Source organism: Streptomyces griseosporeus (assembly GCF_014656055.1).
GTDB lineage: Bacteria > Actinomycetota > Actinomycetes > Streptomycetales > Streptomycetaceae > Streptomyces > Streptomyces griseosporeus.
In genome coordinates, this window is sequence record NZ_BNBR01000001.1 from 1,847,288 (window position 1) to 1,872,830 (window position 25,543).

General features: G+C 73.3%; 19 protein-coding genes. 3 read left to right on the plus strand and 16 right to left on the minus strand.

Translation table 11 applies throughout. From position 1 onward, the window contains the following. Positions 1 to 6: 6 nt before the first annotated feature. Together IE308_RS08100 and IE308_RS08105 are read right to left on the minus strand one after the other, a co-directional pair. A complete protein-coding gene (locus IE308_RS08100; protein ID WP_190217173.1) occupies positions 7 to 2,307 on the minus strand; it encodes a bifunctional salicylyl-CoA 5-hydroxylase/oxidoreductase in 2,301 nt (766 codons plus the stop codon). After that, the gene (locus tag IE308_RS08105) at positions 2,292 to 3,119 is read right to left on the minus strand and encodes an enoyl-CoA hydratase family protein (RefSeq protein WP_190217174.1); all 828 of its coding nucleotides are present in this window, start codon (positions 3,117 to 3,119) and stop codon (positions 2,292 to 2,294) included. Before IE308_RS08105 ends, IE308_RS08100 begins: the two co-directional genes overlap by 16 nt. A 281-nt stretch (positions 3,120 to 3,400) precedes the next feature. Between IE308_RS08105 and IE308_RS08110 the strand changes: the two genes are divergently transcribed. Continuing rightward, a complete protein-coding gene (locus tag IE308_RS08110) occupies positions 3,401 to 3,853 on the plus strand; it encodes an ATP-binding protein (RefSeq protein WP_110631873.1) in 453 nt (150 codons plus the stop codon). Here the strand turns inward: IE308_RS08110 and IE308_RS08115 are convergent. The 8 genes from IE308_RS08115 to IE308_RS08150 all read right to left on the minus strand — a co-directional run bounded on the left by IE308_RS08115 (position 3,813) and on the right by IE308_RS08150 (position 14,861). Next, positions 3,813 to 5,249 carry an amino acid permease gene (locus tag IE308_RS08115; RefSeq protein ID WP_110631871.1) on the minus strand — a complete coding sequence of 479 codons (1,437 nt, stop codon included), beginning with the start codon at positions 5,247 to 5,249 and terminating at the stop codon, positions 3,813 to 3,815. The two genes, IE308_RS08110 and IE308_RS08115, sit on opposite strands and share 41 nt — an antisense overlap. Positions 5,250 to 5,371: 122 nt before the next feature. Next, a complete protein-coding gene (gene argF / locus IE308_RS08120; RefSeq protein WP_190217175.1) occupies positions 5,372 to 6,379 on the minus strand; it encodes an ornithine carbamoyltransferase in 1,008 nt (335 codons plus the stop codon). Positions 6,380 to 6,468: 89 nt separating this feature from the next. Beyond that, positions 6,469 to 7,695 carry an arginine deiminase gene (locus IE308_RS08125; RefSeq protein ID WP_110631865.1) on the minus strand — a complete coding sequence of 409 codons (1,227 nt, stop codon included), beginning with the start codon at positions 7,693 to 7,695 and terminating at the stop codon, positions 6,469 to 6,471. A 79-nt stretch (positions 7,696 to 7,774) separates the two neighbouring features. Then, entirely contained in the window at positions 7,775 to 8,302 is a 528-nt protein-coding gene (locus tag IE308_RS08130) for a DUF488 domain-containing protein (protein ID WP_190217176.1), read from the minus strand. Between the two features lie 136 nt (positions 8,303 to 8,438). Further along, positions 8,439 to 11,018, minus strand: coding sequence for a polynucleotide kinase-phosphatase (locus IE308_RS08135; RefSeq protein WP_190217177.1), 2,580 nt, complete (start codon positions 11,016 to 11,018; stop codon positions 8,439 to 8,441). Beyond that, on the minus strand, positions 11,015 to 12,490 hold the full coding sequence (locus tag IE308_RS08140; protein WP_190217178.1) for a 3' terminal RNA ribose 2'-O-methyltransferase Hen1: 1,476 nt from the start codon (positions 12,488 to 12,490) through the stop codon (positions 11,015 to 11,017). Before IE308_RS08140 ends, IE308_RS08135 begins: the two co-directional genes overlap by 4 nt. Positions 12,491 to 12,549: 59 nt before the next feature. After that, positions 12,550 to 13,473 (minus strand): hypothetical protein, encoded by a 924-nt coding sequence (locus IE308_RS37200; RefSeq protein ID WP_268256466.1) that lies wholly within the window; start codon positions 13,471 to 13,473, stop codon positions 12,550 to 12,552. Positions 13,474 to 13,937: 464 nt separating this feature from the next. Then, positions 13,938 to 14,861: an LLM class F420-dependent oxidoreductase gene (locus tag IE308_RS08150; protein WP_190217179.1), complete on the minus strand. Its 924-nt coding sequence runs from the start codon at positions 14,859 to 14,861 to the stop codon at positions 13,938 to 13,940. 333 nt (positions 14,862 to 15,194) lie between these two features. On the opposite strand from IE308_RS08150, the gene IE308_RS08155 reads away from it, so the two are divergent. Then, on the plus strand, positions 15,195 to 15,371 hold the full coding sequence (locus IE308_RS08155; protein WP_190217180.1) for a hypothetical protein: 177 nt from the start codon (positions 15,195 to 15,197) through the stop codon (positions 15,369 to 15,371). Between the two features lie 80 nt (positions 15,372 to 15,451). Here IE308_RS08155 and IE308_RS08160 read toward each other — a convergent pair whose 3' ends face one another. From IE308_RS08160 to IE308_RS08175, 4 genes are all read right to left on the minus strand, one after another. Continuing rightward, positions 15,452 to 15,913, minus strand: coding sequence for a DUF6099 family protein (locus IE308_RS08160; RefSeq protein ID WP_110631851.1), 462 nt, complete (start codon positions 15,911 to 15,913; stop codon positions 15,452 to 15,454). 173 nt (positions 15,914 to 16,086) lie between these two features. Then, positions 16,087 to 16,419: a nucleotide pyrophosphohydrolase gene (locus IE308_RS08165; RefSeq protein WP_190217181.1), complete on the minus strand. Its 333-nt coding sequence runs from the start codon at positions 16,417 to 16,419 to the stop codon at positions 16,087 to 16,089. Next, on the minus strand, positions 16,416 to 17,687 hold the full coding sequence (locus IE308_RS08170) for an AAA family ATPase (protein ID WP_190217182.1): 1,272 nt from the start codon (positions 17,685 to 17,687) through the stop codon (positions 16,416 to 16,418). Before IE308_RS08170 ends, IE308_RS08165 begins: the two co-directional genes overlap by 4 nt. A 105-nt stretch (positions 17,688 to 17,792) precedes the next feature. After that, on the minus strand, positions 17,793 to 18,182 hold the full coding sequence (locus IE308_RS08175; RefSeq protein ID WP_110631842.1) for a cell division protein SepF: 390 nt from the start codon (positions 18,180 to 18,182) through the stop codon (positions 17,793 to 17,795). Positions 18,183 to 18,601: 419 nt separating this feature from the next. Here IE308_RS08175 and IE308_RS08180 point away from each other — a divergent pair, with 419 nt between their 5' ends. Further along, the gene (locus IE308_RS08180; protein WP_190217183.1) at positions 18,602 to 21,727 is read left to right on the plus strand and encodes an FAD-binding and (Fe-S)-binding domain-containing protein; all 3,126 of its coding nucleotides are present in this window, start codon (positions 18,602 to 18,604) and stop codon (positions 21,725 to 21,727) included. A 192-nt stretch (positions 21,728 to 21,919) separates the two neighbouring features. On the opposite strand, the gene IE308_RS08185 is transcribed toward IE308_RS08180, so the two are convergent. Both IE308_RS08185 and IE308_RS08190 read right to left on the minus strand, forming a co-directional pair. Continuing rightward, positions 21,920 to 23,800 (minus strand): TerD family protein, encoded by a 1,881-nt coding sequence (locus tag IE308_RS08185; protein WP_190217184.1) that lies wholly within the window; start codon positions 23,798 to 23,800, stop codon positions 21,920 to 21,922. Between the two features lie 183 nt (positions 23,801 to 23,983). Next, complete coding sequence (locus IE308_RS08190; protein WP_190217411.1) at positions 23,984 to 25,414, minus strand: non-reducing end alpha-L-arabinofuranosidase family hydrolase; 1,431 nt, start codon at positions 25,412 to 25,414, stop codon at positions 23,984 to 23,986. Positions 25,415 to 25,543 lie beyond the last annotated feature (129 nt).

Below are 25,543 nucleotides of genomic sequence, written 5' to 3' on the forward strand. Positions count from 1 at the left end.
ACTCGCTCAGCGTCCCAGGGTGAGCCGGGGTTTGGGCGCGTCCGTGCGGCCGGTGCGCGGGGGCCGGCTGCCCGCCCGGTACGGCGCCGGCCAGACGGCGCCCGGGCCGTCGTAGCCCTGCTCGGCGGCGGCGTGCAGCGTCCAGTGCGGGTCGTACAGGTGCGGCCGGGCGAGCGCGCACAGGTCGGCGCGGCCCGCCAGGATCAGCGAGTTGACGTCGTCCCAGGAGGAGATCGCGCCGACCGCGATCACCGGTACCCCCACCTCGTGGCGGATGCGGTCGGCGAACGGCGTCTGGTACGACCGCCCGAACTCCGGCCGCTCGTCGGCGACCACCTGCCCGGTCGACACGTCGACGGCGTCGGCGCCGTGCGCGGCGAAGGCGCGGGCGATCGCCACGGCCTCCTCGGCCGTCGTACCGCCCTCGGCCCAGTCGGTGGCGGAGATCCGGACCGTCATGGGCCGCTCCTCGGGCCACACGGCGCGTACGGCGTCGAAGACCTCCAGCGGGAAGCGCAGCCGTCGCTCCAGGGAGCCGCCGTAGGCGTCGGTGCGGTGGTTGGTCAGCGGGGAGAGGAACCCGGAGAGCAGATAGCCGTGGGCGCAGTGCAGTTCGAGCAGGTCGAAGCCGGCGCGGGCGGCCCGCCAGGCGGCGGCCGTGAACTGCTCGCGGATGTCGGTCAGCTGGGCGCGGGTGAGCTGGCGCGGGGTCTGGCTGCCCGGCTTGTACGGCAGCGGGGAGGCGGCGACGAGGGGCCAGTTGCCGTCGGGCAGCGGCTCGTCCATGCCCTCCCACATCAGCTTCGTGGAGCCCTTGCGGCCGGAGTGGCCGAGCTGGACGCCGATCGCGGTGCCCGGGGACTGCGCGTGCACGAAGCCGACGACGCGCTTCCATGCCTCGCCCTGCCGGCCGGTGTACAGGCCGGTGCAGCCGGGGGTGATCCGGCCCTCGGCGCTGACGCAGACCATCTCGGTCATCACCAGGCCGGCGCCGCCGAGGGCGCGGGCGCCGAGGTGGACGAGGTGGAAGTCGCCGGGGACGCCGTCGACGGCCGAGTACATGTCCATGGGCGAGACGACGACACGGTTGCGCAGGGTCAGGCCGCGCAGCCGGAGCGGGGTGAACATGGGCGGGGTGCCGGGCGGGCAGCCGAACTCCCGCTCCACGGCGGCGGTGAAGCGCGGATCGCGCAGGCGCAGGTTGTCGTGGGTGACGCGGCGGGAGCGGGTGAGCAGGTTGAAGGCGAACTGGCGGGGCGGCTGGTCGAGGTAGGAGGCCAGGTTCTCGAACCACTCCAGGCTGGCGCGGGCGGCCCGCTGGGTGGAGGCGACGACGGGCCGGCGCTCCTCCTCGTAGGCCGCGAGGGCCCGGTCGAGCGACGGCTGTTCCTCCAGGCAGGCGGCGAGCGCGAGGGCGTCCTCGACGGCGAGCTTGGTGCCGGAGCCGATGGAGAAGTGGGCGGTGTGGGCGGCGTCGCCGAGCAGGACGACGTTGCCGTGCGACCAGTGCTCGTTGACGACCGTGCGGAAGGAGGTCCAGGCGGACTTGTTGGAGTGCAGCGGACGTCCCCCCAGCGCGTCCGCGAAGATCTTGGCGCAGCGGTCGATGGACTCCTGCGGGGTGACGTCGTCGAACCCGGCCGCCTGCCAGACCTCCTCGCGCATCTCGACGATCACCGTGGAGGCGTCGGCCGCGTACGGGTAGGCGTGCAGCTGCATCACGCCGTGCTCGGTCTCGGCGATCTCGAAGCGGAACGCGTCGAAGGCGAAGTCGGCGGCGAGCCAGATGTAGCGGCAGCGGTGGGTCGTGATGTGGGGCCGGAAGGTCTGCGGGTAGGCCTCGCGGGTGGTGCTGTTGACGCCGTCGGCGGCGACGACCAGGTCGTACGACTCCGCCAGCCGGGCCGGGTACGGGGCCTCGGTGCGGAAGCGGAGGTCCACGCCGAGGTCGCGGCAGCGGTCGTGGAGGATCTCCAGCAGCCGTTTGCGGCCCAGGGCCGCGAAGCCGTGGCCGCCGGAGGTGTGCTTCACGCCGCGGTGCACGATGTCGATGTCGTCCCAGCGGACGAAGTGGCGTTGCATGGCCTCGTGGACGGACGGGTCGGCGTGCTCGATGCCGCCGAGGGTCTCGTCGGAGAGGACGACCCCGAAGCCGAAGGTGTCGTCGGGCGCGTTGCGTTCCCAGACGGTCACCTCGCGGGCCGGGTCGAGGCGCTTCAGCAGGGCGGCGGCGTAGAGGCCGCCGGGGCCGCCGCCGATGATCGCGACGCGTGCCCCTTGGGTGCGTGCAGTCACCGTCCCCTCCATTTCGGGGGTCGTTTCTGCGTGAACGCCTCGTGGAACTCCGCGTAGTCCTCGCCGTTCATCAGCAGGGCCTGCGTCGAGGCGTCGAGTTCCACGGCCGCCGCGAGCGGCATGTCCAGTTCCGCCGTCAGCAGGGCCTTCGTCTGGGCGTACGCCAGGGCCGGGCCGTCGGCCAGGCGGCCGGCCAGGTCCCGGGCGGCCTCGTCGGCGCGGCCCTCCTCGGTCAGCTCGCTGATCAGGCCGATCCGCTCGGCCTCGGGTGCGCGCACTGGCTCGCCCAGCATGAGCAGGCGGGTGGCGTGGCCGAGGCCGACCACGCGGGGCAGCAGGTAGGCGGCGCCCATGTCGCCGCCGGACAGGCCGACGCGGGTGAACAGGAAGGCGAACCGGGCGGAGGGGTCGGCCACCCGGAAGTCGGCGGCCAGGGCGAGGACCGCGCCGGCGCCCGCGGCGACGCCGTGCACGGCCGCGATCACCGGGAAGGGGCATTCCCGGATGGCGCGGACGACCTGGCCGGTCATCCGGTTGAAGTCCATCAGCTGGGCGGTGTCCATGGCCAGGGTGGCGCCGATGATCTCGTCGACGTCGCCGCCGGAGCAGAAGCCGCGGCCTTCGCCGGCCAGCACCAGGGCGCGCACGGAGCGCTCCCGGGACAGTTCGGCGAGCAGGTCGCGCAGGTCGGCGTAGGCCTCGAAGGTCAGCGCGTTGAGCTTCTCGGGGCGGGCCAGGGTGACGGTGGCGACGCCGTCGGCGTGCTCGACGCGCAGGTGCCGCCAGTGGGGGGTGCGGGCGGCGGAACCGGTGAAGGGACTCATCAGGAGGGCCTCCCTCGACCACGGTGACCCTTCGAAGTTATCACCGATTCGTGACTGTCGTCAGGAGTGCGCGATACGTCGATCGGGGCGCCGTCATGATGTGACCGGAATCCGCCGGGTTCTCGACAGGGCGGTAACGGCGGGGGCCGTCGTGCGCGGCGGGCCCCGGGGGTGGGTAGGCCGCTCGGTGCCGGGGCCGGAGGCCCCGGACGGTGCCCGCCGGGAAGCTCCGCGGGCGGCGCCGTACCATTTCTGAGGTTGAAAGCAGGACAGCCTGCTCCATGAACGGACTCGCCTTGCACGAACGCCCCGCCTCGTCCCCCTCCTGGCGCATCGCGCTGCCGCACACCGCCGCGGCCGTGCCCGTCGCCCGTGCGCTGGTGCGCAACGCGCTGGCCGAGCGCGAGCACGGGGCCGACTGCGACACCGCCGAGCTGCTCACGGCGGAGCTGGTCGCGAACGCGGTGGAGCACACCTCGGGCAGCTCGCCGATAGAGCTGGTGGTGGAGCTGCTGCCGAGCGGCTGCCAGGTCGAGGTGCACGACCCGGACCCGGAGCCGCCCGGTGATCTGACCCAGCCGGCCGGCGGGATGCCCGACCCGTGGCAGGAGGGCGGGCGCGGGCTGCTGCTGATCCGCGCCCTGAGCCAGTCCTGCGGTCACCGCCCCACCGGCTCGGGCAAGGCGGTGTGGTTCAGACTCCCAGTGGTTCCCGCTCAGCGGCGTCCGGTGTGACGTCCGCGGCGGCGGCGAGCCGGGAGTGGCGGCGCCCGTAGGCCGCGTACACGGCGAGGCCCACCACGAGGAACGCCGCGAACTGGAGCCAGGCGGTCCAGCCGGTCTCGTACATCAGGTACAGGCAGAAGCCGACGCCGAGCAGCGGCAGCACCGGGTACAGCGGCACGCGGAAGGTGCGGGGCAGGCCGGGCTCGCGGCGCCGCAGGGCGATGACGGCGATGTTGACCACGGCCATGATCGCGAGGGTGCCGATGGTGCACAGGTCCACGACCGCGTCCAGGGAGGCGAAGGCGGCCGGGACGGCGAAGACGACGGCGACGATCAGGGTGCCGGCGACCGGCGTCGCGGTGCGCGGGGAGACCTTCTCGAAGACCCGCGGGACGAGCCCGTCGCGGGACATCGACATCAGGATGCGGGTCTGGCCGTACATGACGGCGAGGACCACGGAGGCGATGGCGACGACCGCGCCGAACGCGATGACGCCGCCGCCGACGGAGGACCCGGTGACCTGGTTGACCACGTAGGACAGGGCGGCGGGGCGCCCGCCGACCGCGTCGCCGCCGATGGCGCCGGTCGCGGCGAGGGCGACCGCGCAGTACAGCAGGGTGACGATGCCCATGCAGACGAGGATCGCGACGGGGATGTCCCGGCGGGGGTTCTTCGCCTCCTCGCCGGCCGTGGTGATCGCGTCGAAGCCGATGTAGGAGAAGAACGCGGCCGTGGTGCCCGCGCCGATGCCGCCGAGGCCGGCCGGGGCGAACGGGGTGAGGTTGCCGTCCTTGAAGGCGCTGAAGCCGATCGCGCAGAAGGCGAGCAGGATGGCGAGCTTGACCGCGGCCATCGCGGCCGTGGCGCGGGCGCTCTCGCGCACTCCGCGCACCAGCAGCACGCAGCCCATGGCGATGACGATCACGGCGGGCAGGTTGACGACGCCGCCGTCGCCGGGCCCCGCGGACAGGGCGGCGGGGAGCTGCCAGCCGACGAGGCTGTGCAGGAGTTCGTTGACGTACTGGCTCCAGCCGACCGCGACGGCCGAGATGGAGATGCCGTACTCCAGCAGCAGGCACCAGCCGACGAGGAAGGCGGTGGTCTCGCCGAGTCCGGCGTAGGCGAAGGAGTACGACGATCCGGAGACCGGGATCGCGCCGCCCAGCTCCGCGAAGGAGAAGGCGGTGAACACGCAGGTGATCGCCGCGAGGACGAAGGAGACGACGACGGCCGGGCCGGCCTGGGCGACCGAGTCGGACAGGCCGACGAAGATGCCGGTGCCGACGATCGCGCCGACGCCGAAGCAGATCAGCTGGAACAGGCCCATGGTGCGGGCCAGGCCGTGGCCCTCACGGTCGGCGCCGGATTCGGCGACCAGCAGGGCCGGGGACTTGATGCGGGGCATGCGGGTGGTGCTCGTTTCTCGGGGACGGGGTGCGCCCGGGTGGGGGCGCGCGACGGCCGCGGAAGGGGTGGCTCCGGGCCGCCGGACAGCATAAGGCCTGGTGACGAGGGCTGGTCCCAGCGTCAGGCGAGGGTGGCGACCAGGACCGCCTTGATGGTGTGCAGCCGATTCTCGGCCTCGTCGAAGACGACCGAGTGGGCGGACTCGAAGACCTCGTCGGTGACTTCCAGGGAGTCCAGGCCGTGCGTCTCGAAGATCTCCCGGCCGACCTTGGTGCCGAGGTCGTGGAAGGCCGGCAGGCAGTGCAGGAACTTCACGTCCGGGTTGCCGGTGGCGCGCAGCACGTCCATCGTCACGGCGTACGGGGCGAGGGCGGCGATCCGCTCGTCCCAGACCTCCTTGGGCTCCCCCATGGAGACCCAGACGTCGGTGGCGACGAAGTCGGCGCCGAGGACCCCCTCGGCCAGGGACTCGGTGAGGGTGATACGGGCCCCGCTGGTCTCGGCCAGCTCGTGGGCGCGGTCGACGATCTCCTGGGCCGGCCAGTAGGACTTCGGGGCGACGATCCGCACGTCCATGCCGAGCAGGGCGCCCGTGACCAGGTAGGAGTTGCCCATGTTGAAGCGGGCGTCGCCGAGGTACGCGAAGGCGATCTCCGTCAGGGGTCTGGCGCTGTGCTCGGTCATGGTGAGCACGTCGGCGAGCATCTGGGTGGGGTGCCAGTCGTCGGTGAGGCCGTTGTACACGGGCACGCCCGCGTACGCCGCCAGCTCCTCGACCTTCTCCTGGCTGTCGCCGCGGTACTCGATGCCGTCGTACATCCGCCCGAGGACCCGTGCGGTGTCCTTCACGGACTCCTTGTGCCCGATCTGCGAGCCGGACGGGTCCAGGTAGGTGGTGTGGGCGCCCTGGTCGGCGGCGGCGACCTCGAACGCGCAGCGGGTGCGCGTCGAGGTCTTCTCGAAGATCAGGGCGATGTTCTTCCCGCGCAGGTACGGCGTCTCGGTCCCGGCCTTCTTGGCGGCCTTCAGCTCGGCGGCCAGCTCGATCAGGCCGCGGAACTCCTCGGCGGTGAAGTCCAGCTCCTTGAGGAAGGGGCGGCCGGCGAGGACGGTCGGGACGGTCGCCATGGGGCGCTCCAGTGGGGACGGGGAACAGCGGACCTATGGAATTCTATACGAGCTTCAGAATTCTTATACGACCCCTCCCGTGGCGTCGCTCACCCCGCCGGATCGCGCTCCACCGGGCAGCTCATGCACCGTGGCCCACCCCGGCCCCGGCCCAGCTCGCTGCCCGGGATCTCGATCACCTCGATGCCCTGCTTGCGCAGGTGCGTGTTGGTGGTGGAGTTGCGCTCGTAGGCGACGACGACGCCGGGCTCGACGGCGAGCACGTTGCAGCCGTCGTCCCACTGCTCGCGCTCGGCGGCGTGCACGTCCTGGGTCGCGGTCAGCACCCGGATCTCGCTCAGGCCGAGGGCGGCGGCGATCGCGCGGTGCATGTGCTCCGGCGGGTGGTCGGTGACCTTCAGCTCCTTGTCGGCGGTGCCCGGCTCGATGGTGTACGAGCGGAGCATGCCGAGCCCGGCGTACTGGGTGAACACGTCGTGGTCGACCTGCGTCATCACCGTGTCGAGGTGCATCAGCGCGCGCCGCTTCGGCATGTCGAGGGCCACGATGGTCTGCGCGGACCCGGCCGCGAACAGCTTGTGCGCGAGCATCTCGACGGCCTGGGGCGTGGTGCGCTCGCTCATGCCGATGAGCACGGCGCCGTTGCCGATGACCAGGACGTCGCCGCCCTCGATGGTGGAGGGGTAGTCGGCCTGCCCCTCCGACCACAGGTGGAAGTCCTCCTGCCGGAACAGCGGGTGGTGCCGGTAGATCGCCTCGAAGTGCACGGTCTCGCGCTGCCGGGCGGGCCAGCGCATCGCGTTGATGGCGACGCCGTCGTAGATCCAGGCGGAGGTGTCGCGGGTGAAGAGGTGGTTGGGCAGCGGCCGCAGCAGGAAGTCGTCCAGTTCCATGACGTGGAAGCGGACCGAGACCGGCTCCGCGTGCGCGTCCAGGAACTCCCGCTTGGTCATGCCGCCGACCAGCGCCTCGGCCAGCTCGCGGGCGGGCAGCGTCTCGAAGCAGGCGCGCAGGTGGTCGGTGGCGAGGGGGCCGTACTCCTTCTCGTCGAAGACGTGGTCCAGGACGAGCTTCCGGGCCGCCGGGATCTCCAGCGTCTCGGTGAGCAGGTCGCCGAACAGGTGGACGGTGACACCCCGGTCGCGCAGCACGTCCGCGAACCCGTCGTGCTCGGCGCGCGCCCGGCGCACCCAGAGCACGTCGTCGAAGAGAAGGGCGTCCTTGTTGCTGGGGGTGAGCCTTTTGAGCTCTAGATCGGGCCGGTGCAGGATCACCTGACGCAGCCGCCCGGCCTCGGAGTCGACGTGGAATCCCATGCCTCCATCCTGACCGCGAATCCCGCCCTTCACCCGCCGCTCGGGGGTTTCGGTACGCGCTGGTCGCCGGTGCCGGGCGTCAGCCAGGCGGAGGATAGGAGAGGGAACCTCCGCTGACCCGCGCGTGCGGGCTCAGGGCGGCCGGTTTCGCCGACGTCTCCGACATGATGTGCACGACCTCCGCACCGGAGACGATCAGGGCGTCGGTGATCAGCCTTCGATGGCACCGCCAGGGCACCGCCTCGCTGCACATGATCGCGGGGCACTCGTGCCCGGCCAGTTCCAGCAGCTCGCCCAGTCCTTGGGCGAACGTGTCCGTGCTCATGTAGTCCGCGTAGTCGCGGAAGGCCTTGACCTGCCACGCCCCGTTGGGACTCGGCACACCCTTGGGTGTGTGGCGGCGGCCGCCCAGTTCGCGGATCCAGCGGTACCCGATGTCGGGCGGCAGTGCGTCGACGACGGCCGACTGGTTCCACTGCGGATGCTTCCGGGACGAGGGGAACGAGCGGACGTCGACGAGGCACGTGACACCGTTCCCGCGCAGCATGCCGAGCACGGTGTCGAAGCTGCGGGTCGAGTGTCCGATCGTGTAGACGCGATCTGTCATGGCACTGCCCTGGATGACGTCCCCGGCTCCGCGCCGCGGTGTCACGCCGGGTTCCCCCTGCCGTGCCGGCCAACCCCCGGTGCCGCGGGACCCGGCCCCCGGGAGGGGCCGACGCTCCTCCCGGGTGCCCGGCCGGCTACAGCCGCGGGTCGACCGGCTCCGACTCCAGGGCCAGCACCCCGAAGACCGCCTCGTGCACCCGCCACAGCGGCTCGCCCTCCGCCAGCCGGTCCAGGGCCTCCAGACCGAGGGCGTACTCGCGGATCGCGAGGGACCGCTTGTGGTTCAGGAACCGCTGCCGAAGCCGGGCGAGGTTGTCGGGGCGCGTGTACTCCGGGCCGTAGATGATCCGCAGGTACTCGCGGCCCCGGCACTTGATGCCGGGCTGCACCAGCCGGCCCTCCGGGCTGCGCACCAGCGCGCCGAGCGGCTTGACGACCATGCCCTCGCCGCCGCGGCCGGTCATCTCCAGCCACCAGTCGACGCCCGCCCGCACCGACTCCGGGTCGCCGGTGTCGACGTAGAGGCGGCGGGTGGTCTGCAGCAGCCCGGTGGGGTCGTGCTCCACCAGCCGGTCCAGCAGGGCGAGCTGCTCGTCGTGCGGCAGCCCGGCGAGGCTGCGGCCCTGTACGGCCAGGATCTGGAAGGGGGCCAGCCGGACCCCGTCCAGTCCCTCGGTCGTCCAGCAGTAGCGCCGGTACGCCGCGGTGAACGCCGCCGCGTCCGCGGCCCGCTCCCGCTGGCGGTCCAGCAGACCGGTCACGTCCACGCCCCTCGCCGCGGCGCCCTCCAGCGCGGTAAGCGCGGCGGGCAGCACCGCCCCGGAGGCGGCGCCGACGGCGGCGTACTGCGAACGCAGCAGCCCGGACGCCTTCAGCGACCACGGCATCAGCTCCGCGTCGAGCAGCAGCCAGTCCGTGTCGAGCGCCTCCCACAGGCCGGCCTCGCCGACCGCCGACCGCAGCCGGCCGAGGATCTCCTCGGTGACCGCCTGGTCGTCGAAGAAGGGGCGGCCGGTACGGGTGTACAGGGACCCGGTGGGCCCTCCCCCACTCCCGGCTGCGCTCGAGCGGGAGGTGCCCCCAGCGCCGAACCGCTTCCGTGCCGTCTCCGCGTCGCGGCACACCAGCGCCACGGCCCGCGAGCCCATGTGCTTCTCCTCGCACACGACCCGCTCGACGCCGTCCTGCGCGTAGCTCGCGAAGGCCTCCGCCGGGTGCTCCAGGTAGCTGTCGACGTGGCTGGTCGCGGTCGGCGCCATGGTCGGCGGCAGGTACGGCAGCAGCCGCGGGTCGATCGCGAACCGGCTCATGACCTCCAGCGCCGCCGCCGCGTTCTCCTCGCGGACCGCGACCCGGCCGGCGTGCCGGGTCTCCACCACGCGGCGGCCGTGCACGTCCGCCAGGTCCAGCGGACGCCCGTCGTGCCCGCCGGGCGCCTCCGAGCGCAGCGGCTTGACCGGCTCGTACCACACCCGCTCGGCCGGTACGTCGACCAGCTGCCGCTCCGGCCAGCGCAGCGCGGTCAGCTTGCCGCCGAAGACCGCGCCGGTGTCCAGGCAGATGGTGTTGTTCAGCCAGGTCGCCTCGGGGACGGGGGTGTGGCCGTAGACTACGGCGGCCCGGCCGCGGTAGTCCTCCGCCCACGGGTAGCGCACCGGCAGCCCGAACTCGTCGGTCTCGCCGGTGGTCTCGCCGTACAGGGCGTGCGAGCGGACCCGGCCGGAGGTGCGGCCGTGGTACTTCTCCGGCAGGCCGGCGTGGCAGACGACCAGCTTGCCGCCGTCGAGGACGTAGTGGCTGACGAGCCCGTCGATGAACTCCCGCACCTCGCGCAGGAACTCCTCGCTCTCGCCCTCCATCTGCGCGATCGTCTCGGCGAGGCCGTGGGTGTGCTGGACCTTGCGGCCCCTGAGGTGGCGGCCGAACTTGTTCTCGTGGTTGCCGGGCACGCACAGCGCGTTGCCCGACTTCACCATGGCCATCACGCGGCGCAGCACGCCCGGGCTGTCCGGGCCGCGGTCGACCAGGTCGCCGACGAACACGGCGGTCCGGCCCTCGGGGTGGACGCCGTCGACGTAGCCCAGCTTGCCGAGCAGCGCCTCCAGTTCGGCGGAGCAGCCGTGGATGTCGCCGATGATGTCGAACGGGCCGGTGAGGTGGGTGAGGTCGTTGAACCGCTTCTCGGTGCGGATCGTGGCGTTCTCGATCTCCTCGACGCCCCGCAGCACGTGCACCTTGCGGAAGCCCTCGCGCTCCAGGTGGCGCAGGGAGCGGCGCAGTTCGCGGATGTGCCGCTGGATGACCCGGCGGGGCATGTCGGCCCGGTCGGTGCGGACGGCGTTGCGCTCGGCGCACACCTCCTCCGGCACGTCCAGCACGATGGCGATGGGCAGCACGTCGTACTGCCGGGCCAGGTCGATCAGCTGCTTGCGCGCCTCGGACTGGACGCTGGTGGCGTCGACGACGGTCCGGCGCCCTGCGGCGAGCCGCTTGCCGGCGATGTGGTGCAGGACGTCGAAGGCGTCGCGGGTGGCGCTCTGGTCGTTCTCGTCGTCGCTGACCAGGCCTCGGCAGAAGTCGGAGGAGAGGACCTCGGTGGGCTTGAAGTGGCGGCGGGCGAAGGTGGACTTGCCCGAGCCGGAGGCGCCGACGAGGACGACCAGGGAGAGGTCGGTGACGGGCAGGACGCGGCCCTGTGCGGTGCTCTCGGTCATGCCGCCTTCGCCTCCTTCTCGGTGTCGGTGCCGGTGCTCATCGTGAACACGGCCATCTGGGTGGGCGGGCCCACCTCGGGGTCGTCCGGGCCGACGGGGCGGAACTCCACGTCGTAGCCGTGCCGTGCGGCGACGGCGGCGGCCCAGGCGCGGAACTCCTCGCGGGTCCACTCGAAGCGGTGGTCGCCGTGCCGGACGTGCCCGGCCGGCAGGGTCTCCCAGCGCACGTTGTACTCGACGTTCGGCGTGGTCACGAGGACCGTGCGGGGGCGGGCCGCGCCGAACACCGCGTACTCCAGGGCGGGCAGCCGCGGCAGGTCGAGGTGCTCGATCACCTCGCTGAGCACAGCGGCGTCGTACCCCTTGAGCCGGCGGTCGGTGTAGGCGAGCGAGCCCTGTACGAGTTGCACGCGGGAGGCCTGCCGCTCGCCCATGCGGTCCAGCTTCAGCCGCCGCGAGGCGATGGTGAGGGCTCGCATCGACACGTCCACGCCGACGATCTCGGTGTACGCCGGGTCCTTCAGCAGCGCCTGCACCAGCTGGCCCTGCCCGCAGCCCAGGTCGAGCACCCGGGCGGCGCCGGCCGCGCGCAGCTCGGCGAGGATCGCCTCGCGGCGCTGCACGGCGAGCGGGGTCGGCTTCTCCTCGTCCTCGGTCTCCGCCTCGACCGCGTTGTCGATCTCCTCGACCTCGCTGTCGTCGGCCTCGGCGAGCCGGACCAGCTCCAGCCGCTCCATCGCCTGCCGGGTCAGCGACCAGCGGCGGGAGAGGTAGCGGGAGGTGATCAGCTTCTGCTCCGGGTGGCCGGGCAGCCAGCCCTCGCCGGCCCGCAGCAGCTTGTCGACCTCGTCGGGCGCGACCCAGTAGTGCTTGGCGTCGTCGAGGACCGGCAGCAGCACGTACAGGTGGCGCAGCGCCTCGGCGAGGGTCAGCGCCTCCGCCTCCAGGACGAGACGGACGTACCGCGAGTCGCCCCACTCCGGGAACGCGGTGTCCAGCGGCACGCGCTCCGCGGTCACCGTCCAGCCGAGCGGCTCGAACAGCCGCGTGACGAGCTCGGGGCCGCCGCGAGCCGGGAGTGCGGGCACCTCGACGCGCAGCGGGCGGGCCTGCTCCGGCAGTTCCGGCCGGGCCCGGCACACGCCGCGCATCGCGCTGCTGAAGACGCCGCTCAGCGCCACGGCGAGCAGCGACGAGGCCGCGTACGGCCGGTCGTTGACGTACTGCGCGAGCGCCGCGTCGGGTGCGCCGCCGCGTCCCTTGCCCTTCCCGCGCCGCACCAGCGCCACCGCGTCCACCTCCAGCAGCAGCGCCGCCGTGCAGCGCTGCTCGTCCGCCTCGGGGTACAGGACGTGCGCGGTGCCGTAGGAGGTGGAGAACGCCTGCGCCTTGTCCGGGTGCTTGTGCAGCAGGAAACCGAGGTCGGTGGCGGGGCGCTCCGGGGTGCCGGTGGTGCCGATGGTCAGGAACATGCGTCCGAGTCTCGGGCCTGGCCGCGCCCGTGACCACCGGTTTTCCCGGACGGGCCGGGTCAGTCGTGCTGGTCGAGGACGGCGCGGGCGGTGCGGACGGCCTGCTCGTTATAGCGGCGCTGGTCGCGGAGTTCGTCGCGGTGCCGTGCCACCAGGGTGTTCTGGATGCGGACGTCCAGGGCGTGGGCGGTACGGAGGTAGCCGCTGCTGTGCTTGCAGCGGGCGTCGGCGGTGGCCACGCGCTTGTCCAGGGGGGTCGGCCGGCCGAGGTCGAGCGGCCCGGAGGCGTGCGCCATCGCGTCCTGAAGTCGGTCGCGGCCCTCCTGCGCCTCGGCGGGGGTGGCGTAGTCGAAGCCAGCCGCGCGCATGCACGCCGACCAGGCCTGTTCGGCCCGTTTCCAGGCCGGGTCGCGGCGGGCCTGCTGTAGGCTCTCCGACCCCAGCGTCCAGACGGGGTCCTTCCGGCCCCACGGGTCCTCGCCGTAGATCCTGCGCTGCGCCTGGCCCAGGCAGCCGCGCTCGGGGATGCGGTGGCCGTGCACGCTCTTCGGATCGTCGGGCAGTTCGGGGCCGGCGAGGGCGAGGTACTCCTCCAGCGTCCAGGTGCGCTGCGGGTGGCGGCGCTCGTAGGCGACGGCCGGTGCGCGATAGCCGTACCGGGCGGCCTCAGCGGGGTCGGTGACGCCGTACCGGGCGTCGGTGGAGGAGACCATGACGGCCGCGAACACGCCCGACTGGGCCGGGCGGCGCGGCCAGTCCGGGACCGGGTCGACGTCCAGCTCCCGCAGCGTGCCGAACCCGAGGCCGGCCATGCAGTCCTTGGCGAGGGTCCAGCGGGCCCGGCCGATGGTGTCGGCCTCCTCGTCGGTGAGGTCGTAGGCGTCGAGGGGCTGGAAGCGGGGGTCGTCGGAAGAGATCGGACGGGGCCCGGCCGCGGAGGGGGCGGAGCCGTGCCCACAGGCGGTGAGGACGAGGCTCAGCACGGCGGCCAGGGCCAGGGCGGCGGCTCGGGCGGGGGTGGTGGCTCGGGCTGGGGCGGGGGCCGCGGCTCGGGTGAGGGCGGGGGCGAGGCATCGGGCGGGGGCGGTGGATAGGGCTCGGGCGGGGGCCACGGCTCGGGCGGGGACCACGGCTCGGGCGGGGACCACGGCTCGGGCGGCGGCCACGGCTCGGGTGGTAGCGATGGCTCGGGCGGGCGCGGTGGCTCGCGTGAAGCCGGTGGCTTGGGTGAAGCCGGTGGCTCCGGCCGAGGGGCGGGCGGCGGCTCGGAGGCGGGCGGCGGCTCGGTGCATCCCGTCAGCCCATCAGGGCACCGGCCGCCCCGGCTGTGACGGAGGCCATAGTTCCGGGCACGGCTGTCACAGCCGGGGCGGGTGTCCCGCCGGGTGGGTCTGTCGCCGGGGGGTGTGTCGCCGGGGCGGGTCTCCCGCCGGCGCCGCGGCCCGGTCTAGGCGAGCTGGGACTGGACCTCGGCGGAGATCAGCTCCAGGTGGTCCAGGTCGTCCAGGTCCAGGACCTGGAGATAGATCCGCTGCGAGCCGATCTCCGCGTACTTGCCGATCTTGTCGACGACCTCGGCCGGGGAACCGGCCAGCCCGTTGGCCTTCAGTTCTTCCACCTCGCGGCCGATGGCGGCGGCGCGGCGGGCGACCTCGGCGTCGTCGCGGCCGACGCAGACGACAAGGGCGTTGGAGTAGACGAGGTCGTCGGCGCGGCGCCCGGCCTCCTCGGCGGCGGCGCGCACCCGGCCGAACTGCCGCTCGCTGTCCTCGATCGAGGCGAAGGGGATGTTGAACTCGTCGGCGTAGCGGGCGGCGAGCCGCGGGGTGCGGGTGGCGCCGTGGCCGCCGATGAGGACCGGGATCTTCTCCTGGGCGGGCTTGGGCAGCGCGGGCGAGTCGGTGAGGTCGTAGAACCTGCCGTGGAAGTCGAAGGTGTTGCCGACCTTGGTCTGCCACAGACCGGTGACGATCTCCAGCTGCTCCTCCAGGCGGCCGAACTTCTCCTTCGGGAAGGGGATGCCGTACGCCGTGTGCTCCTCCTCGAACCAGCCCGCGCCCAGGCCCAGCTCGACCCGGCCGCCGGACATCTGGTCGACCTGCGCGACCTGGATGGCGAGGACGCCGGGGAGGCGGAAGGTGCCGGCGGTCATCAGGGTGCCGAGGCGGATCCGCTTGGTCTCCCGGGCGAGACCGGCGAGGGTGATCCAGGCGTCGGTGGGGCCGGGGAGGCCGTCGACGTTACCCATCTTGAGATAGTGATCAGAGCGGAAGAATGCGTCGAAGCCCAGGTCCTCGGTGGCCTTGGCCACGGTGAGCAGGGTGTCGTAGGTGGCCCCCTGCTGGGGCTCGGTGAAGATGCGAAGATCCATACCTCCATCCTGCACACGGCCCCCGGAGCCTTGGCGTCCGGGAGGGGGTGCGGCGTGGCGGGCGCGCGACCCCGGGGGGGGCCACGGGCACCGACCTGCGCGCCGGGGACCGCCGGTCCCGGTTCCCGCCGCCCCGGTCGGGTCCCGGTTCCTGCCGCCCCGGTCGGGTGAAATTCGTCAACCCCGCGCACGGGGGCTGCCCGGGCCAGTGACCCGGTTCGGCGGTGATCGTTGGCCGGTGCGGAGCCGGACCGCCCGGCACCCGCGCCGGCGGTGGCTGCCGGGGCGTCACCCGTGCCGGCCTCCCGGGGGCCGGGGGCCGAGGAGGCCGTCATGTCCGAAGAGACCGTGCCGCAGCAGGGCGGAGGCACCGCCCGGCCGAAGGGTCTGCTGCAGCAGATGGAGGAACTCATGGCGGCGCTCAACGCGGACCTGTCCGCACTCGACGCGGACCTCCAGTCGTCGGCGACGGCCGGCCGCATCCCCGTCGAGGAGCCCGAGGCCGGCTGACGGACGCCAGAGGCGCGGGCCGAGCTCGGAGCCGGAGTCTCGTCGGCCCGCCCGCCCCCGCCGGACCCGCCGGCGGCCTCTCACCGCTCCGGCAACGCCTCCTCCCGCGCCGCCAGTTTGCGCAGCATCTCCAGGACGCGGTCGCGGGACTCGTCGGCCGCGTCGATGGCCTCCATGCACTGCCAGTACCTCGCCTCGTCGGAGGCTCCGCTGGCCACGCCCACGAGGGCGATGCCGACCTCGCCGAGGAGGCCGCCGAGGGCGAGCAGGGCCTCGCGGGCGTCGTCCAGCTCGGTGAGCTGGGCGGCCCGCAGGGCGCCGGTGTCGAGGTCGGGTGCGTCCAGCACCCCGCATCCCCGCCCCGCCAGTTCCGTCAATCCCAAAGCCTCGCCGCGCAGTTCGGGCGGTCCGGAGACCGCCAGCCGACTGCCTATCGCCTGGGCCAGTGCCTGTGCCTGCCACACCTCCGTCAGCGTCCCGGACATCTCACTGCTCGCTGCGAGCGCCTGCCTGCTCGTCAGGATGAGCCGCACCGCGTCCATGTGCCGCCCCCGTCCGTCCCCGACGTACTCCTCGCACGTCTCCGCCCGAACTCCCTTGTCCACTACCCAGAGTGAAGGCATGTGGTGCGAAAAGCCAGAGGAAGACGGAAATCTGTGGACAACAAATCGGTTTCGGACGGTTGAACAACTACCCAGAGTGAAAGCGGACGCTGTCACTCCTCCGGTCGCGGAAACCTCCGCTCGTTCCGGTCGATCTTCGCGGAGAGTTCGGCCAGCGGGTCGATGCCGAGCACCTCGCACAGCTGCAGGAGATAGGCGAGCACGTCGGCCACCTCGTCCCGGACCCGGTCCGCCGTGCCGGGGTCGTCCATCACCCGGGCCGACTCCTCCGGTGTCAACCACTGGAAGATCTCGACCAGTTCGGACGCCTCCACGCTCAGCGCGGAGACGAGGTTCTTGGGCGTGTGGTACGGCTGCCAGTCGCGGGCCGCCGCGAACTCGGCCAGCCTGCGCTGGAGTCCGCGGACGTCGAGGGGTTCGCTCACGGCTCCAGGTGTACCACCGTGACGCCTTCTGCCCCGGCCGCCCATCCCGCGTCGCTCACCGCCCCGACGCACCGGATGTGCCCGCCCTCCCCCATCCGCACGGCGAGCCGCGCCAGTTCACGGCGCTGACGGACGTCGAGCCCGCGGTCGAAGCCGTCGGCGAGGACGGTCAGCGTGCGCAGCGCGTCGGGCACCTCGCCGACCGGGTCCTCCACCTCCAGCACGCCCGCGCCGGTCAGCAGCACCAAGGCAAGGGCGAGATAGCGCAGTTCGCCGTCGCCCAGCCGGACGAACTCGGTGACCGTGCCGTCGCCGCGGTCCAGCAGGCCGCGCACCGTGCCGCCCGGGCCGGGCTCGGCGCGTACGTCCGCCACCGGGCCGGTGCAGCCGACGCGGGCCGCGTCCACGAACTGCGCGTGCCGGCGCCCGCACTCCGCTCGGGTGCGCCACAGCACGTCCGCGAGGTTGCCGCAGTCGCCGAGCAGCCGCCCGGCGCCGATCGGGACCGGGGCGCGCATCCCGCCGGGGTGAGGGTCGCAGGCGAAGACCGACCTCAGCGCGACCACGGTCTGCTCGGCGGCGGCCAGCACATGGCGCTGCCCGTCCGTCTTGCCCGCCACCCGCAGCGGCAGCAGCGCCGTGCCGAGCCGGTCGTCGGGCAGCGGCGCGCGGGTCACCGGCGCCTGCCCGGCGGTGTGCCAGGCGGCCTGCACAGCCCGCCGCCCGGGATCGCGCAGCGCGGTCTGGAACAGCACGACACCCCGCGCGGTCAGCCGCTCCCCCACGACGCGCAACTCGGGTTCGGCCTGTACGGCGAGGTCGAGGCGGACCGGTCCGGCGGGCCCCACGGACGTGCAGCCGATGCGGAAGCCGCGCCGCCGTTGGGCGTCGGGGCGGGCCCGGTCCGGCACGAGGGAGACGGGGTCCGGGAACACCTCGCCCAGTTCGCTGCCGGCCGCGAGCCGGGCCAGGGCCTCGTAGGCCCGCAGCGCCGTCGTCTTGCCGCCTCCGCTGGGCCCCGCCAGGAGCGTGAACTCCCCGAGCGGGAGCCGTGATCCGCGGTGCCCGGCGAACGCGGAGAGCCGCAGCTCGGCGAGGCGGGGGCGGGCGGTGACCCCGGCGCCGTCCGGGGCCGGGGCCGTCGCGGGGCCGCCCGCCTGCGGCGGCACCCTCGGCCCGCCGGGCGGCGCGGCTCCCGGTGTCACGCGGGAAGGGGCCCCGGGCGCCACGGACGACGGGGAGGCGGGGGACGCGGAAGAGGCGGCCATGGCCCGGACGCTACGACCCCGCCGTACGGCGAACCGTTTTGTCTGGGCCACCTTCCTACGAACGGGCTATGCGGCCCGCCCCGTGGCCGCGACCGCGTTCCGGCGTCAGGCGCCCGACAGGCCCACGCCCTCCATCAGTCCGCTCACCTCGGTACCGGGCGGCGTGAGCAGGAACACATTGCGGTCGACCCGGTGCATACCGCTGCCGAGGCCGAAGACCACGCCCGTGGAGAAGTCCAGGACCCGCTTGGCCACCTCGTTCTCCGCGCCGGTCAGGTCGAGCAGCACCGGGATGCCGGCCATGAGGGTCTCGGCGACGTCGCGGGCGTCCGCGAAGACGTTGACCCGCAGGACCACGAAGCGGCGCCGGGTCTCCGTCTCCGCGTCCGGGAGCGAGCGGTGGTTCACCGCCGACGGCCAGGCATCGCGTCCGCGCAGTGGTACGACCTGGGCGAGCCCTTCCCACTGTTCATCGGTGACGTCGTGACGGTTCACCGGCTCCCCCCGATCTGACTCGCTCTCACATCGTGCACCGGCCAATTCTTACGCGAAGTCACCCGATCGGCCCAACAGCGACACGGTCGGCCACCGGCCGTGACCGGTTTCGTCCGTCGTCCGGGGGTCTCCGCCCCACCCCCAGGGCCCGGCCGTCGGGGCTCGGCGGCGGCGGGCGCCCCCGCCGGGGGAATCGGCCCGCCAGGGGCCCCGCCCCGCCAGGTGCGTCGGGCCGCCAGGTGCGTCGGCCCCCCCGGGGGCGTCGGCCCGCAGCCCGCTCGACCGGCCGCCCCCTACCCTCCTGACCTGCGGATACCCGCCCGGTGTGGTCCGCCGCGCCGGTGGGTACCCGGGGCGCGCGGAACCCGCCGCAGGCGGGGTCGCTGACGTGTCGCCGTAGCTGTCGCGAGGAGGCCCCCATGGTGGCGTCGGATCTGCCCGCACCCGTCGGCCCCCGGCCCGCCCCGCCGGACGTCGACGCGGCCGCGCTGGCCGCCGCACTGCGTGAGCGGGTGGACGGGGAGGTGCGGTTCGACGCCGGGAGCCGGGCCGCGTACTCCACGGACGCCTCCAACTTCCGGCAGACCCCGATCGGCGTGGTCGTGCCACGGACGCCGGAGGCCGCGGCCGAGGCGGTGGCCGTCGCCCGGGAGCACGGGGCGCCGGTGCTGTCGCGGGGCGGCGGGACCAGTCTGGCCGGGCAGTGCACGAACACCGCCGTGGTGATCGACTGGTCCAAGTACTGCCACCGGGTGGAGTCCGTGGACACCGACGCGCGCACCTGTGTCGTTCAGCCGGGCATCGTCCTCGACGAGCTGAACCGGCAGCTTGCGCCGACCGGCCTGCGGTTCGGGCCGGAGCCGGCCACCCACGCGAACTGCTGCATCGGCGGCATGATCGGCAACAACTCCTGCGGCGCGACCGCGCAGGCGTACGGCAAGGTCGTCGACAACATCGTCCGGCTTGAGGTGCTCCTGTACGACGGCACGCGCTTCTGGTGCGGGCAGACCAGCGACGAGGAGTACGCCGAGATCGAGCAGCGCGGCGATCTGCGGGCTTCCGTGTACCGGCAGCTGCGGGCGCTGCGCGACACCTACGCGGACGCCGTCCGCCGCGGCTTCCCCGACATCCCCCGCCGGGTCTCCGGCTACAACCTGGACTCCCTCCTCCCCGAGCACGGCTTCGACGTGGCCGGGCTGCTGGTGGGCAGCGAGTCCACGCTGGTGACGGTCCTGCGGGCGGAGCTGAAGCTGGTGCCCGTGGTGAAGGAACGCACACTGGTGGTGCTGGGGTTCCCGAGCATCGACCGGGCCGCCGACGCCGTCCCGTCCGTGCTGCCGTACGAGCCGATCGCGCTGGAGGGCCTGGACAAGCACCTCATCCGCGACGAGCGGCTGAAGCATCTGAACCCGGACGCCATCGCGCAGCTCCCGGACGGCAAGGCGTTCCTGATGGTGCAGTTCGGCGCGGACACCCTGAAGGAGGCGGAGGAGCGGGCACACCGGATGCTCGACGGGCTGCACGAGTCCGAGCACGACCCGGACGTCGCCTTCCTGGACGACCCGTCCCACGAGGAGCAGTTGTGGCAGGTCCGGGAGGCGGGCCTGGGCGCGACCGCGCATCTGCCGGCCCGGCCGGACACCTTCGAGGGCTGGGAGGACTCGGCGGTGCCGCCGGAGCGGCTCGGCGACTATCTGCGCCGGCTGCGGGAGCTGTTCGAGGAGTTCGGCTACCAGAGCGACACCGGGCCCAGCCTGTACGGCCACTTCGGGCAGGGCTGCGTGCACACCCGTATCCCCTTCGACCTGTACACGGCGGAGGGGGTGGCGACCTACCGGCGGTTCCTGGAGCGGGCGGCCGATCTCGTGGTGGAGTTCGGCGGGTCGCTGTCCGGGGAGCACGGCGACGGGCAGACCCGGGGTGAGCTGCTGCCGCGGATGTTCGGGCAGGAGCTGGTGGAGGCCTTCGGGCGGGTCAAGGCGGTGTTCGACCCGGAGAACCGGATGAACCCGGGCAAGGTGGTGGCGCCGTACCGGCTGGACGAGCACCTGCGCCTCGGCGGCGACTGGGCGCCGTACGACCCGCAGGACCTGTACTTCCGCTTCCCGCACGACGGCGGCTCGTTCGCCGAGGCCGCCAACCGGTGCGTGGGCGTCGGGAAGTGCCGGCAGCACACCAACAGCGGCGGTGCGGTGATGTGCCCGTCGTACCAGGTCACGATGGAGGAGGAGCACTCCACGCGGGGCCGGGCGCGGCTGCTGTTCGAGATGATGGACGGGCACGGGGACAGCGCGATCCGTGACGGCTGGCGCTCCGAGGCGGTGCGGGACGCCCTCGATCTGTGCCTGGCGTGCAAGGGCTGCAAGAAGGACTGCCCGGCCGATGTCGACATGGCGACCTACAAGGCGGAGTTCCTCGCCCACCACTACGAGGGCCGCCCGTGGCGTCGGCCGCGGTCCGACTGGTCGATGGGCTGGCTGCCGGCGGTGGCGCAGGCGGTGGGCCGCGCCCGGCTGGGCCCGCTGGTCAACACGCTGACGCACACGCCGCTGCTGGCGCGCGCCGCGGTGGCGGCGGCCGGGGTGGAGAACCGCGAGCTTCCGCTGTTCGCCGCGGAGACGCTCCAGCAGTGGTACGCCCGTCACGAGCCGCGCGGCACGGGCGAGCGGGGGCGGGTCCTGCTCTGGCCGGACACCTTCACCAACTCCTTCCACCCGCACCTGGGGCAGGCCGCCGTGCACGTCCTGGAGGCGGCGGGCTGGGAGGTGGACCTCCCGACGGAACCCCTGTGCTGCGGTCTGACGTGGATCTCGACGGGGCAACTGGGCACGGCGAAGCGGGTGTTGCAGCGGACGGTACGCCGCCTCGCCGACCACGTCCGCGCGGGCGGCCTGGTGGTGGGCCTGGAGCCGAGCTGTACGGCCGTGTTCCGGGCCGACGCGGGCGAGCTGTTCCCCGGCGACCGGGACGTACGGCGGCTGGCGGCGCAGACGGTGACCCTCGCGGAGCTGCTGACCGAGCACAGCCCCGGCTACGAGCCGCCCCGCGTCCCCGAAAGCTCGGCGCGCGCGCTCGCCCAGGTGCACTGCCACCAGCACGCGGTCATGGGCTGGGACGCGGACCGCGAACTGCTGCGCCGGGCCGGCGTCGACGCCGAGCACCTGGAGTCCGGCTGCTGCGGCCTGGCCGGCAACTTCGGCTTCGAACGCGGCCACCTGGACGTCAGCCGCGCCTGTGCGGAACGGGTCCTGCTGCCCCGGCTGCGCGCGGCCGACGAGGAGACGGTGGTCCTGGCGGACGGCTTCAGCTGCCGCACCCAGATCCACGAACTGGACAGCGGCGGCCACGAGGCGGTCCACCTGGCGGAACTCCTCGCCCAGGGCCTGCCGGACGCCCCGGGCACCGCGTACGGCGTCTCCCCCGCCGCCCGCCCGAACACCCCCGGCCGCCCGGCCCAGACACTCGCACTGGCCGGCGCGGGCCTGGCGGCGGCGGGCGCCGTGGTCGGCGCGGCGGCGGGGGTGGCGCGACTGTTGCGGCGGTGACGGGCACCTGGCCCAAGGGCACCTGGTCGGTCGGGGGGGCAGGTCGGCTGAGCCCGGGGGCACTCGGCCGACAGTGCCGCGGCAGGCGCGGGTCGGCCGGGCCCGCGGGGCACCCCGGCCAACCAGGGGGCTGGTCGGCCGTGCCCGCAGGCCAGTCGGCCGACCGGCGGGCAGGTCGGCCGTGCCCCCGGGTCAGTCGGCCACGTCGACGCCGTAGCCGCGGGCCAGGTCGGCGAGGCCGTGGTCGTATCCCTGGCCGACGGCGCGCAGCCGCCAGCGCTCTCCCCGGCGGTAGATCTCGGCGAGGATCATGGTGCGTTCGGTGGTGGCGGCGTCGAGGGTGGCCCGGGCGGCCGGGGCGGCGCCGACGCCACTCGTGGCGGTGATCTCGACGGCGCCGATGTCGGAGAAGGTCGCGGCGCCGTCGATCGCGGCGGCGATGACGACCCTGTGGGTCTCCAGGGGCAGCCGCTCCAGGTCGACGGTGACGGCCTGCTCCGTCGGTCCGTCCGTGGCGAGCCGCAGCGTGCCGTCCGGGTGCTCGGGAGCGCCGTAGAACACGAAGTCCTCGTCCCCCGCCACCTGCTCCTGCGCGTCGACCGCGAATGCGACCACGTCGACGTCACAGGGCGCCTGCTGGCGCCACGCGGCGGCCACCGTCCAGGCCGTGCCGGTGTCGGCCAGGTCGATGACGGCTCCTCGGACCAGCACCCGCGCCGCGTCGGGCCGGCCCTCGGCCGCGCTCCCCGCCGTGGCCGGTGCGGGCCTCTCCGCGGCTTCCGGTGCCAGGAGCCAGGCGGCGTCGTGGACGGGGAGCCCGAGAGCGGCGATACGGCTCATGCGCCGGTCCGCCTCGCCGCCGGGCAGGACGACCACATCGGTCACACCGGCCGAGAGGTTGACCGCCGCGGAGGCACCCAGCGCGACGACGCGCCCTCGGGCTTCCACGGCCGCCTCGTGGGTACCGCCGAGGACCAGGACCCTGCGACCGGCGAGGGGACGGTCCGGCGTCGCAGGGGACACGACCGGGGCGGCGGCCCTCTGGGCCGGGATCTCGGGCGTCGGCGCGGGCGGCGCGGGCGGCGCGGTGATGGTGCGGTCGGGTGCGGTGGTCGTGCGGTCGGCCGGTGCCTCCGCGCCGCGCTGCCGGGCGACGCCCTTGGCGCGGCCGGGCCGCACGTCCTCCAGCAGCCGCAGGTACGTCGGCTCGTCCACGAGCGGGACGCCCTCGTCCACGGCCCGACGGAGTTTGGCGGAGGCCGCGGCGGGGTCGTTGGTGACGACGAGGCTGGTCCGGCCGCTGACCGACGTCATCATGTTCAGCCCGGCCGCCACCGAGCGGGCGACCAGTTCCTCGCGGGAGACCCGGGTGTCCCCGGTGATGGCCACCTTCATGCCCTGCACCAGGGGCCCGCCCGGGGTGTAGCGGCCCGGGTTGCGGTACGGGCAGGGCGTCTTCGGGACGTAGGGCTTGTAGTCCTGGCGGGGCGGGCAGTCCAGCAGCGGCAGGGACAGGCCCAGTCGTTCGGCGGCCTCCAGCGAGCCGCGCAGGATGCCGGAGAGGACGCGTACGTCGTCCTGCGCGTCGTGGGCGCGCTCCTGGCGCACTCCGTAGTGCGCGGCGAGCGTGCCCAGCTTGAGGTCGGGGACCGCGGGCCCGATCAGGCGGTTGAGGGCCAGCGTGCACAGCCGCCTGCCGACCGGCACCCACGAGCGGACGTGGGCGAACTCATGGGCCAGGAAGTCGTAGTCGAACTGTGCGTTGTGCGCGACGAGGACACGGCCGCCGAGCAGCGCCCCCACGCGAGGGGCGATCTCCTCGAAGGTGGGCGCGCCCGCGAGACGGGCGGCGGTGAGGCCGTGGACGTGCACCGGCCCGGGATCGCAGCCCGGGTTGAGCAGGGTGGAGAACTCCCCGGTCGGGTTGCCGCGGGCGTCCAGCGTGAGGACCGCCAGCGAGAGGACCCGGTCCCGGCCCGGCCTCAGCCCGGAGGTCTCCACGTCGACCAGCGCCCAGTCGTGGAAGTAGTCCGGCAGGGTGGGCCACGTGGGTTCCGACGACAACAGGACCATGCGCGGCGCCCCTCCTCGAGGTGCGGCAGGCTCCCCACCTTCTCCGCACCGGTGATCGATCGGTGGGATTTTCGCACGCTCCGGATCGCTGTCGAGAAACCCCGGCCGTCGCACGACCGGGGTTCCTCGGCACGGTGATCCTCCGTCAGCGGGCAGGGGCGTTCACGCCGCGCGCCGGGGAGGTCAGCGCTGCAGGGTCAGGACGCCCGGCCGCCACGGCAGCTGGTCGTACGGGCCGCTCGCGGTCGGCGACTTGCCCTGGTAGAGGAGCTGGAGGTTGCAGGGGTCGATGGTCATGGTCTGGTCGGGGTTGTTGCGGACCAGGTCACCGTGGCTGATGTCGTTGGTCCAGGTGGCACCGCTGTTGGCCTTGCCGGCGAAGGGGTTGCTCTCGGTCGCGGCCTGCGGGGTCCACGAGCCGCTCAGGCTGGTGGCGGTGAAGGAGCGGAAGAAGCGCTGCTCGTTCGCGCCCCGGGCCTCGACGATCATGAGGTACTGGTTCTGGCCCTTGACCTTGTAGACCTGCGGCGCCTCGAACAGGTTCTTCGTGGTGTCGCTCAGGACGGTCGTGTACGACGAGCCGAAGTTGCCCGGGAAGTTCCCGATCGGCATGCTCGCCCGGTAGATCTTGCCGTTGTCACCGGCGAAGAACAGGTACATGTTCTGGCTGTCGGCGATCAGCGTCTGGTCGATCGGCCCGGTGCCGGAGTCGGGGAGGCTGCCGGTGAACAGGGGCTGCGGCGCGGACCAGCCGTTGGGGTTGGTCGGGTCGCTGGACGTGCGGTAGATGAAGGGCCACGCGCCCCACTGGTAGGCCAGCACCCAGATGTTCTTGGGCGCGAAGTAGAACAGGGTGGGGGCCACCGCGGCCTGGCTCATGCCGGTCTGGCCGGCCGACGCCATGTCCGACCAGTTGGTGAACGGGCTGAACATCATCGAGCCGTACGACGATCCCGACACGTTGGACGCGTAGACCAGGTGCTTGCCGTTGTACGTCACGTTGGTGAAGTCCTTCAGCGCGGCCCACCCGTTCGCCGGCTGCGCCAGCGCACCCGTCGACGACCACCGGTACGTGGACGGAAGGGCGCACGTGCCGTCCGGCGGGGTGGTGCCCCCGGACAGGCCGGTCCACTTCTGGTTGCTGCCGCCGTTGCACGTCCAGATCTGCACCGCCGTGCCGTTGGCCGTGCCGGAGCCCGCTGCTTCCAGGCACAGCCCGGACTCCACGCCGACGACGGTGCCGTCGGAGTTGACCCGCCACTGCTGGTTCGCCCCGCCGGAGCAGGACCAGATCTGCACCCGGGTGCCGGCCGTGGTGGCGTGGCCGGGAACGTCCAGGCACTTGGAGCCGTACACGGTGAGCTGGTTGCTGTCGGTCAGCGTCCACTGCTGGTTGGTCCCGCCCCAGCAGTCGTAGAGCTGCAGGGCGGTGCCGTCGGTCTGGCTGGCGCCCGGCACGTCGAGACACCGGTTCGAGCCGACCCCGCGCAGGGGGCCGCTGGTGGCCGCCTGGGCCGGGGTGGCGACGAGCATCGCCGCCAGCGCGGCCAGGACCGCGGCCACGACTGCGAGCGCCGCGGGCGTATGCCTGCGGCGGAAACTTCCTCTGGGCAAGGGGTGCGTGGGGTGCATGCGGGCTTCCTCAACCTCGGGCGGAAAACGGTTGGCGAGTCCATGACATCTGTGACGTTCGGAATGTCGGACGCGGGTCGGAGGGTCGAGCAACTGAATGATAGGGAACCG

Excerpts from the sequence above, each read along its gene's own strand:
- IE308_RS08170 (WP_190217182.1), bottom strand. The coding sequence starts at position 17,687 with ATGGCCGCCTCTTCCGCGTCCCCCGCCTCCCCGTCGTCCGTGGCGCCC.
- argF (WP_190217175.1), bottom strand. The coding sequence starts at position 6,379 with ATGGCGACCGTCCCGACCGTCCTCGCCGGCCGCCCCTTCCTCAAGGAG.
- IE308_RS08180 (WP_190217183.1), top strand. The coding sequence starts at position 18,602 with ATGGTGGCGTCGGATCTGCCCGCACCCGTCGGCCCCCGGCCCGCCCCG.
- IE308_RS08160 (WP_110631851.1), bottom strand. The coding sequence starts at position 15,913 with ATGGACGCGGTGCGGCTCATCCTGACGAGCAGGCAGGCGCTCGCAGCG.
- IE308_RS08100 (WP_190217173.1), bottom strand. The coding sequence starts at position 2,307 with ATGGAGGGGACGGTGACTGCACGCACCCAAGGGGCACGCGTCGCGATC.
- IE308_RS08115 (WP_110631871.1), bottom strand. The coding sequence starts at position 5,249 with ATGCCCCGCATCAAGTCCCCGGCCCTGCTGGTCGCCGAATCCGGCGCC.
- IE308_RS08105 (WP_190217174.1), bottom strand. The coding sequence starts at position 3,119 with ATGAGTCCCTTCACCGGTTCCGCCGCCCGCACCCCCCACTGGCGGCAC.
- IE308_RS08185 (WP_190217184.1), bottom strand. The coding sequence starts at position 23,800 with ATGGTCCTGTTGTCGTCGGAACCCACGTGGCCCACCCTGCCGGACTAC.
- IE308_RS08150 (WP_190217179.1), bottom strand. The coding sequence starts at position 14,861 with ATGGATCTTCGCATCTTCACCGAGCCCCAGCAGGGGGCCACCTACGAC.
- IE308_RS08125 (WP_110631865.1), bottom strand. The coding sequence starts at position 7,695 with ATGGGATTCCACGTCGACTCCGAGGCCGGGCGGCTGCGTCAGGTGATC.
- IE308_RS08110 (WP_110631873.1), top strand. The coding sequence starts at position 3,401 with ATGAACGGACTCGCCTTGCACGAACGCCCCGCCTCGTCCCCCTCCTGG.
- IE308_RS08155 (WP_190217180.1), top strand. The coding sequence starts at position 15,195 with ATGTCCGAAGAGACCGTGCCGCAGCAGGGCGGAGGCACCGCCCGGCCG.
- IE308_RS08140 (WP_190217178.1), bottom strand. The coding sequence starts at position 12,490 with ATGTTCCTGACCATCGGCACCACCGGCACCCCGGAGCGCCCCGCCACC.
- IE308_RS08130 (WP_190217176.1), bottom strand. The coding sequence starts at position 8,302 with ATGACAGATCGCGTCTACACGATCGGACACTCGACCCGCAGCTTCGAC.
- IE308_RS08135 (WP_190217177.1), bottom strand. The coding sequence starts at position 11,018 with ATGACCGAGAGCACCGCACAGGGCCGCGTCCTGCCCGTCACCGACCTC.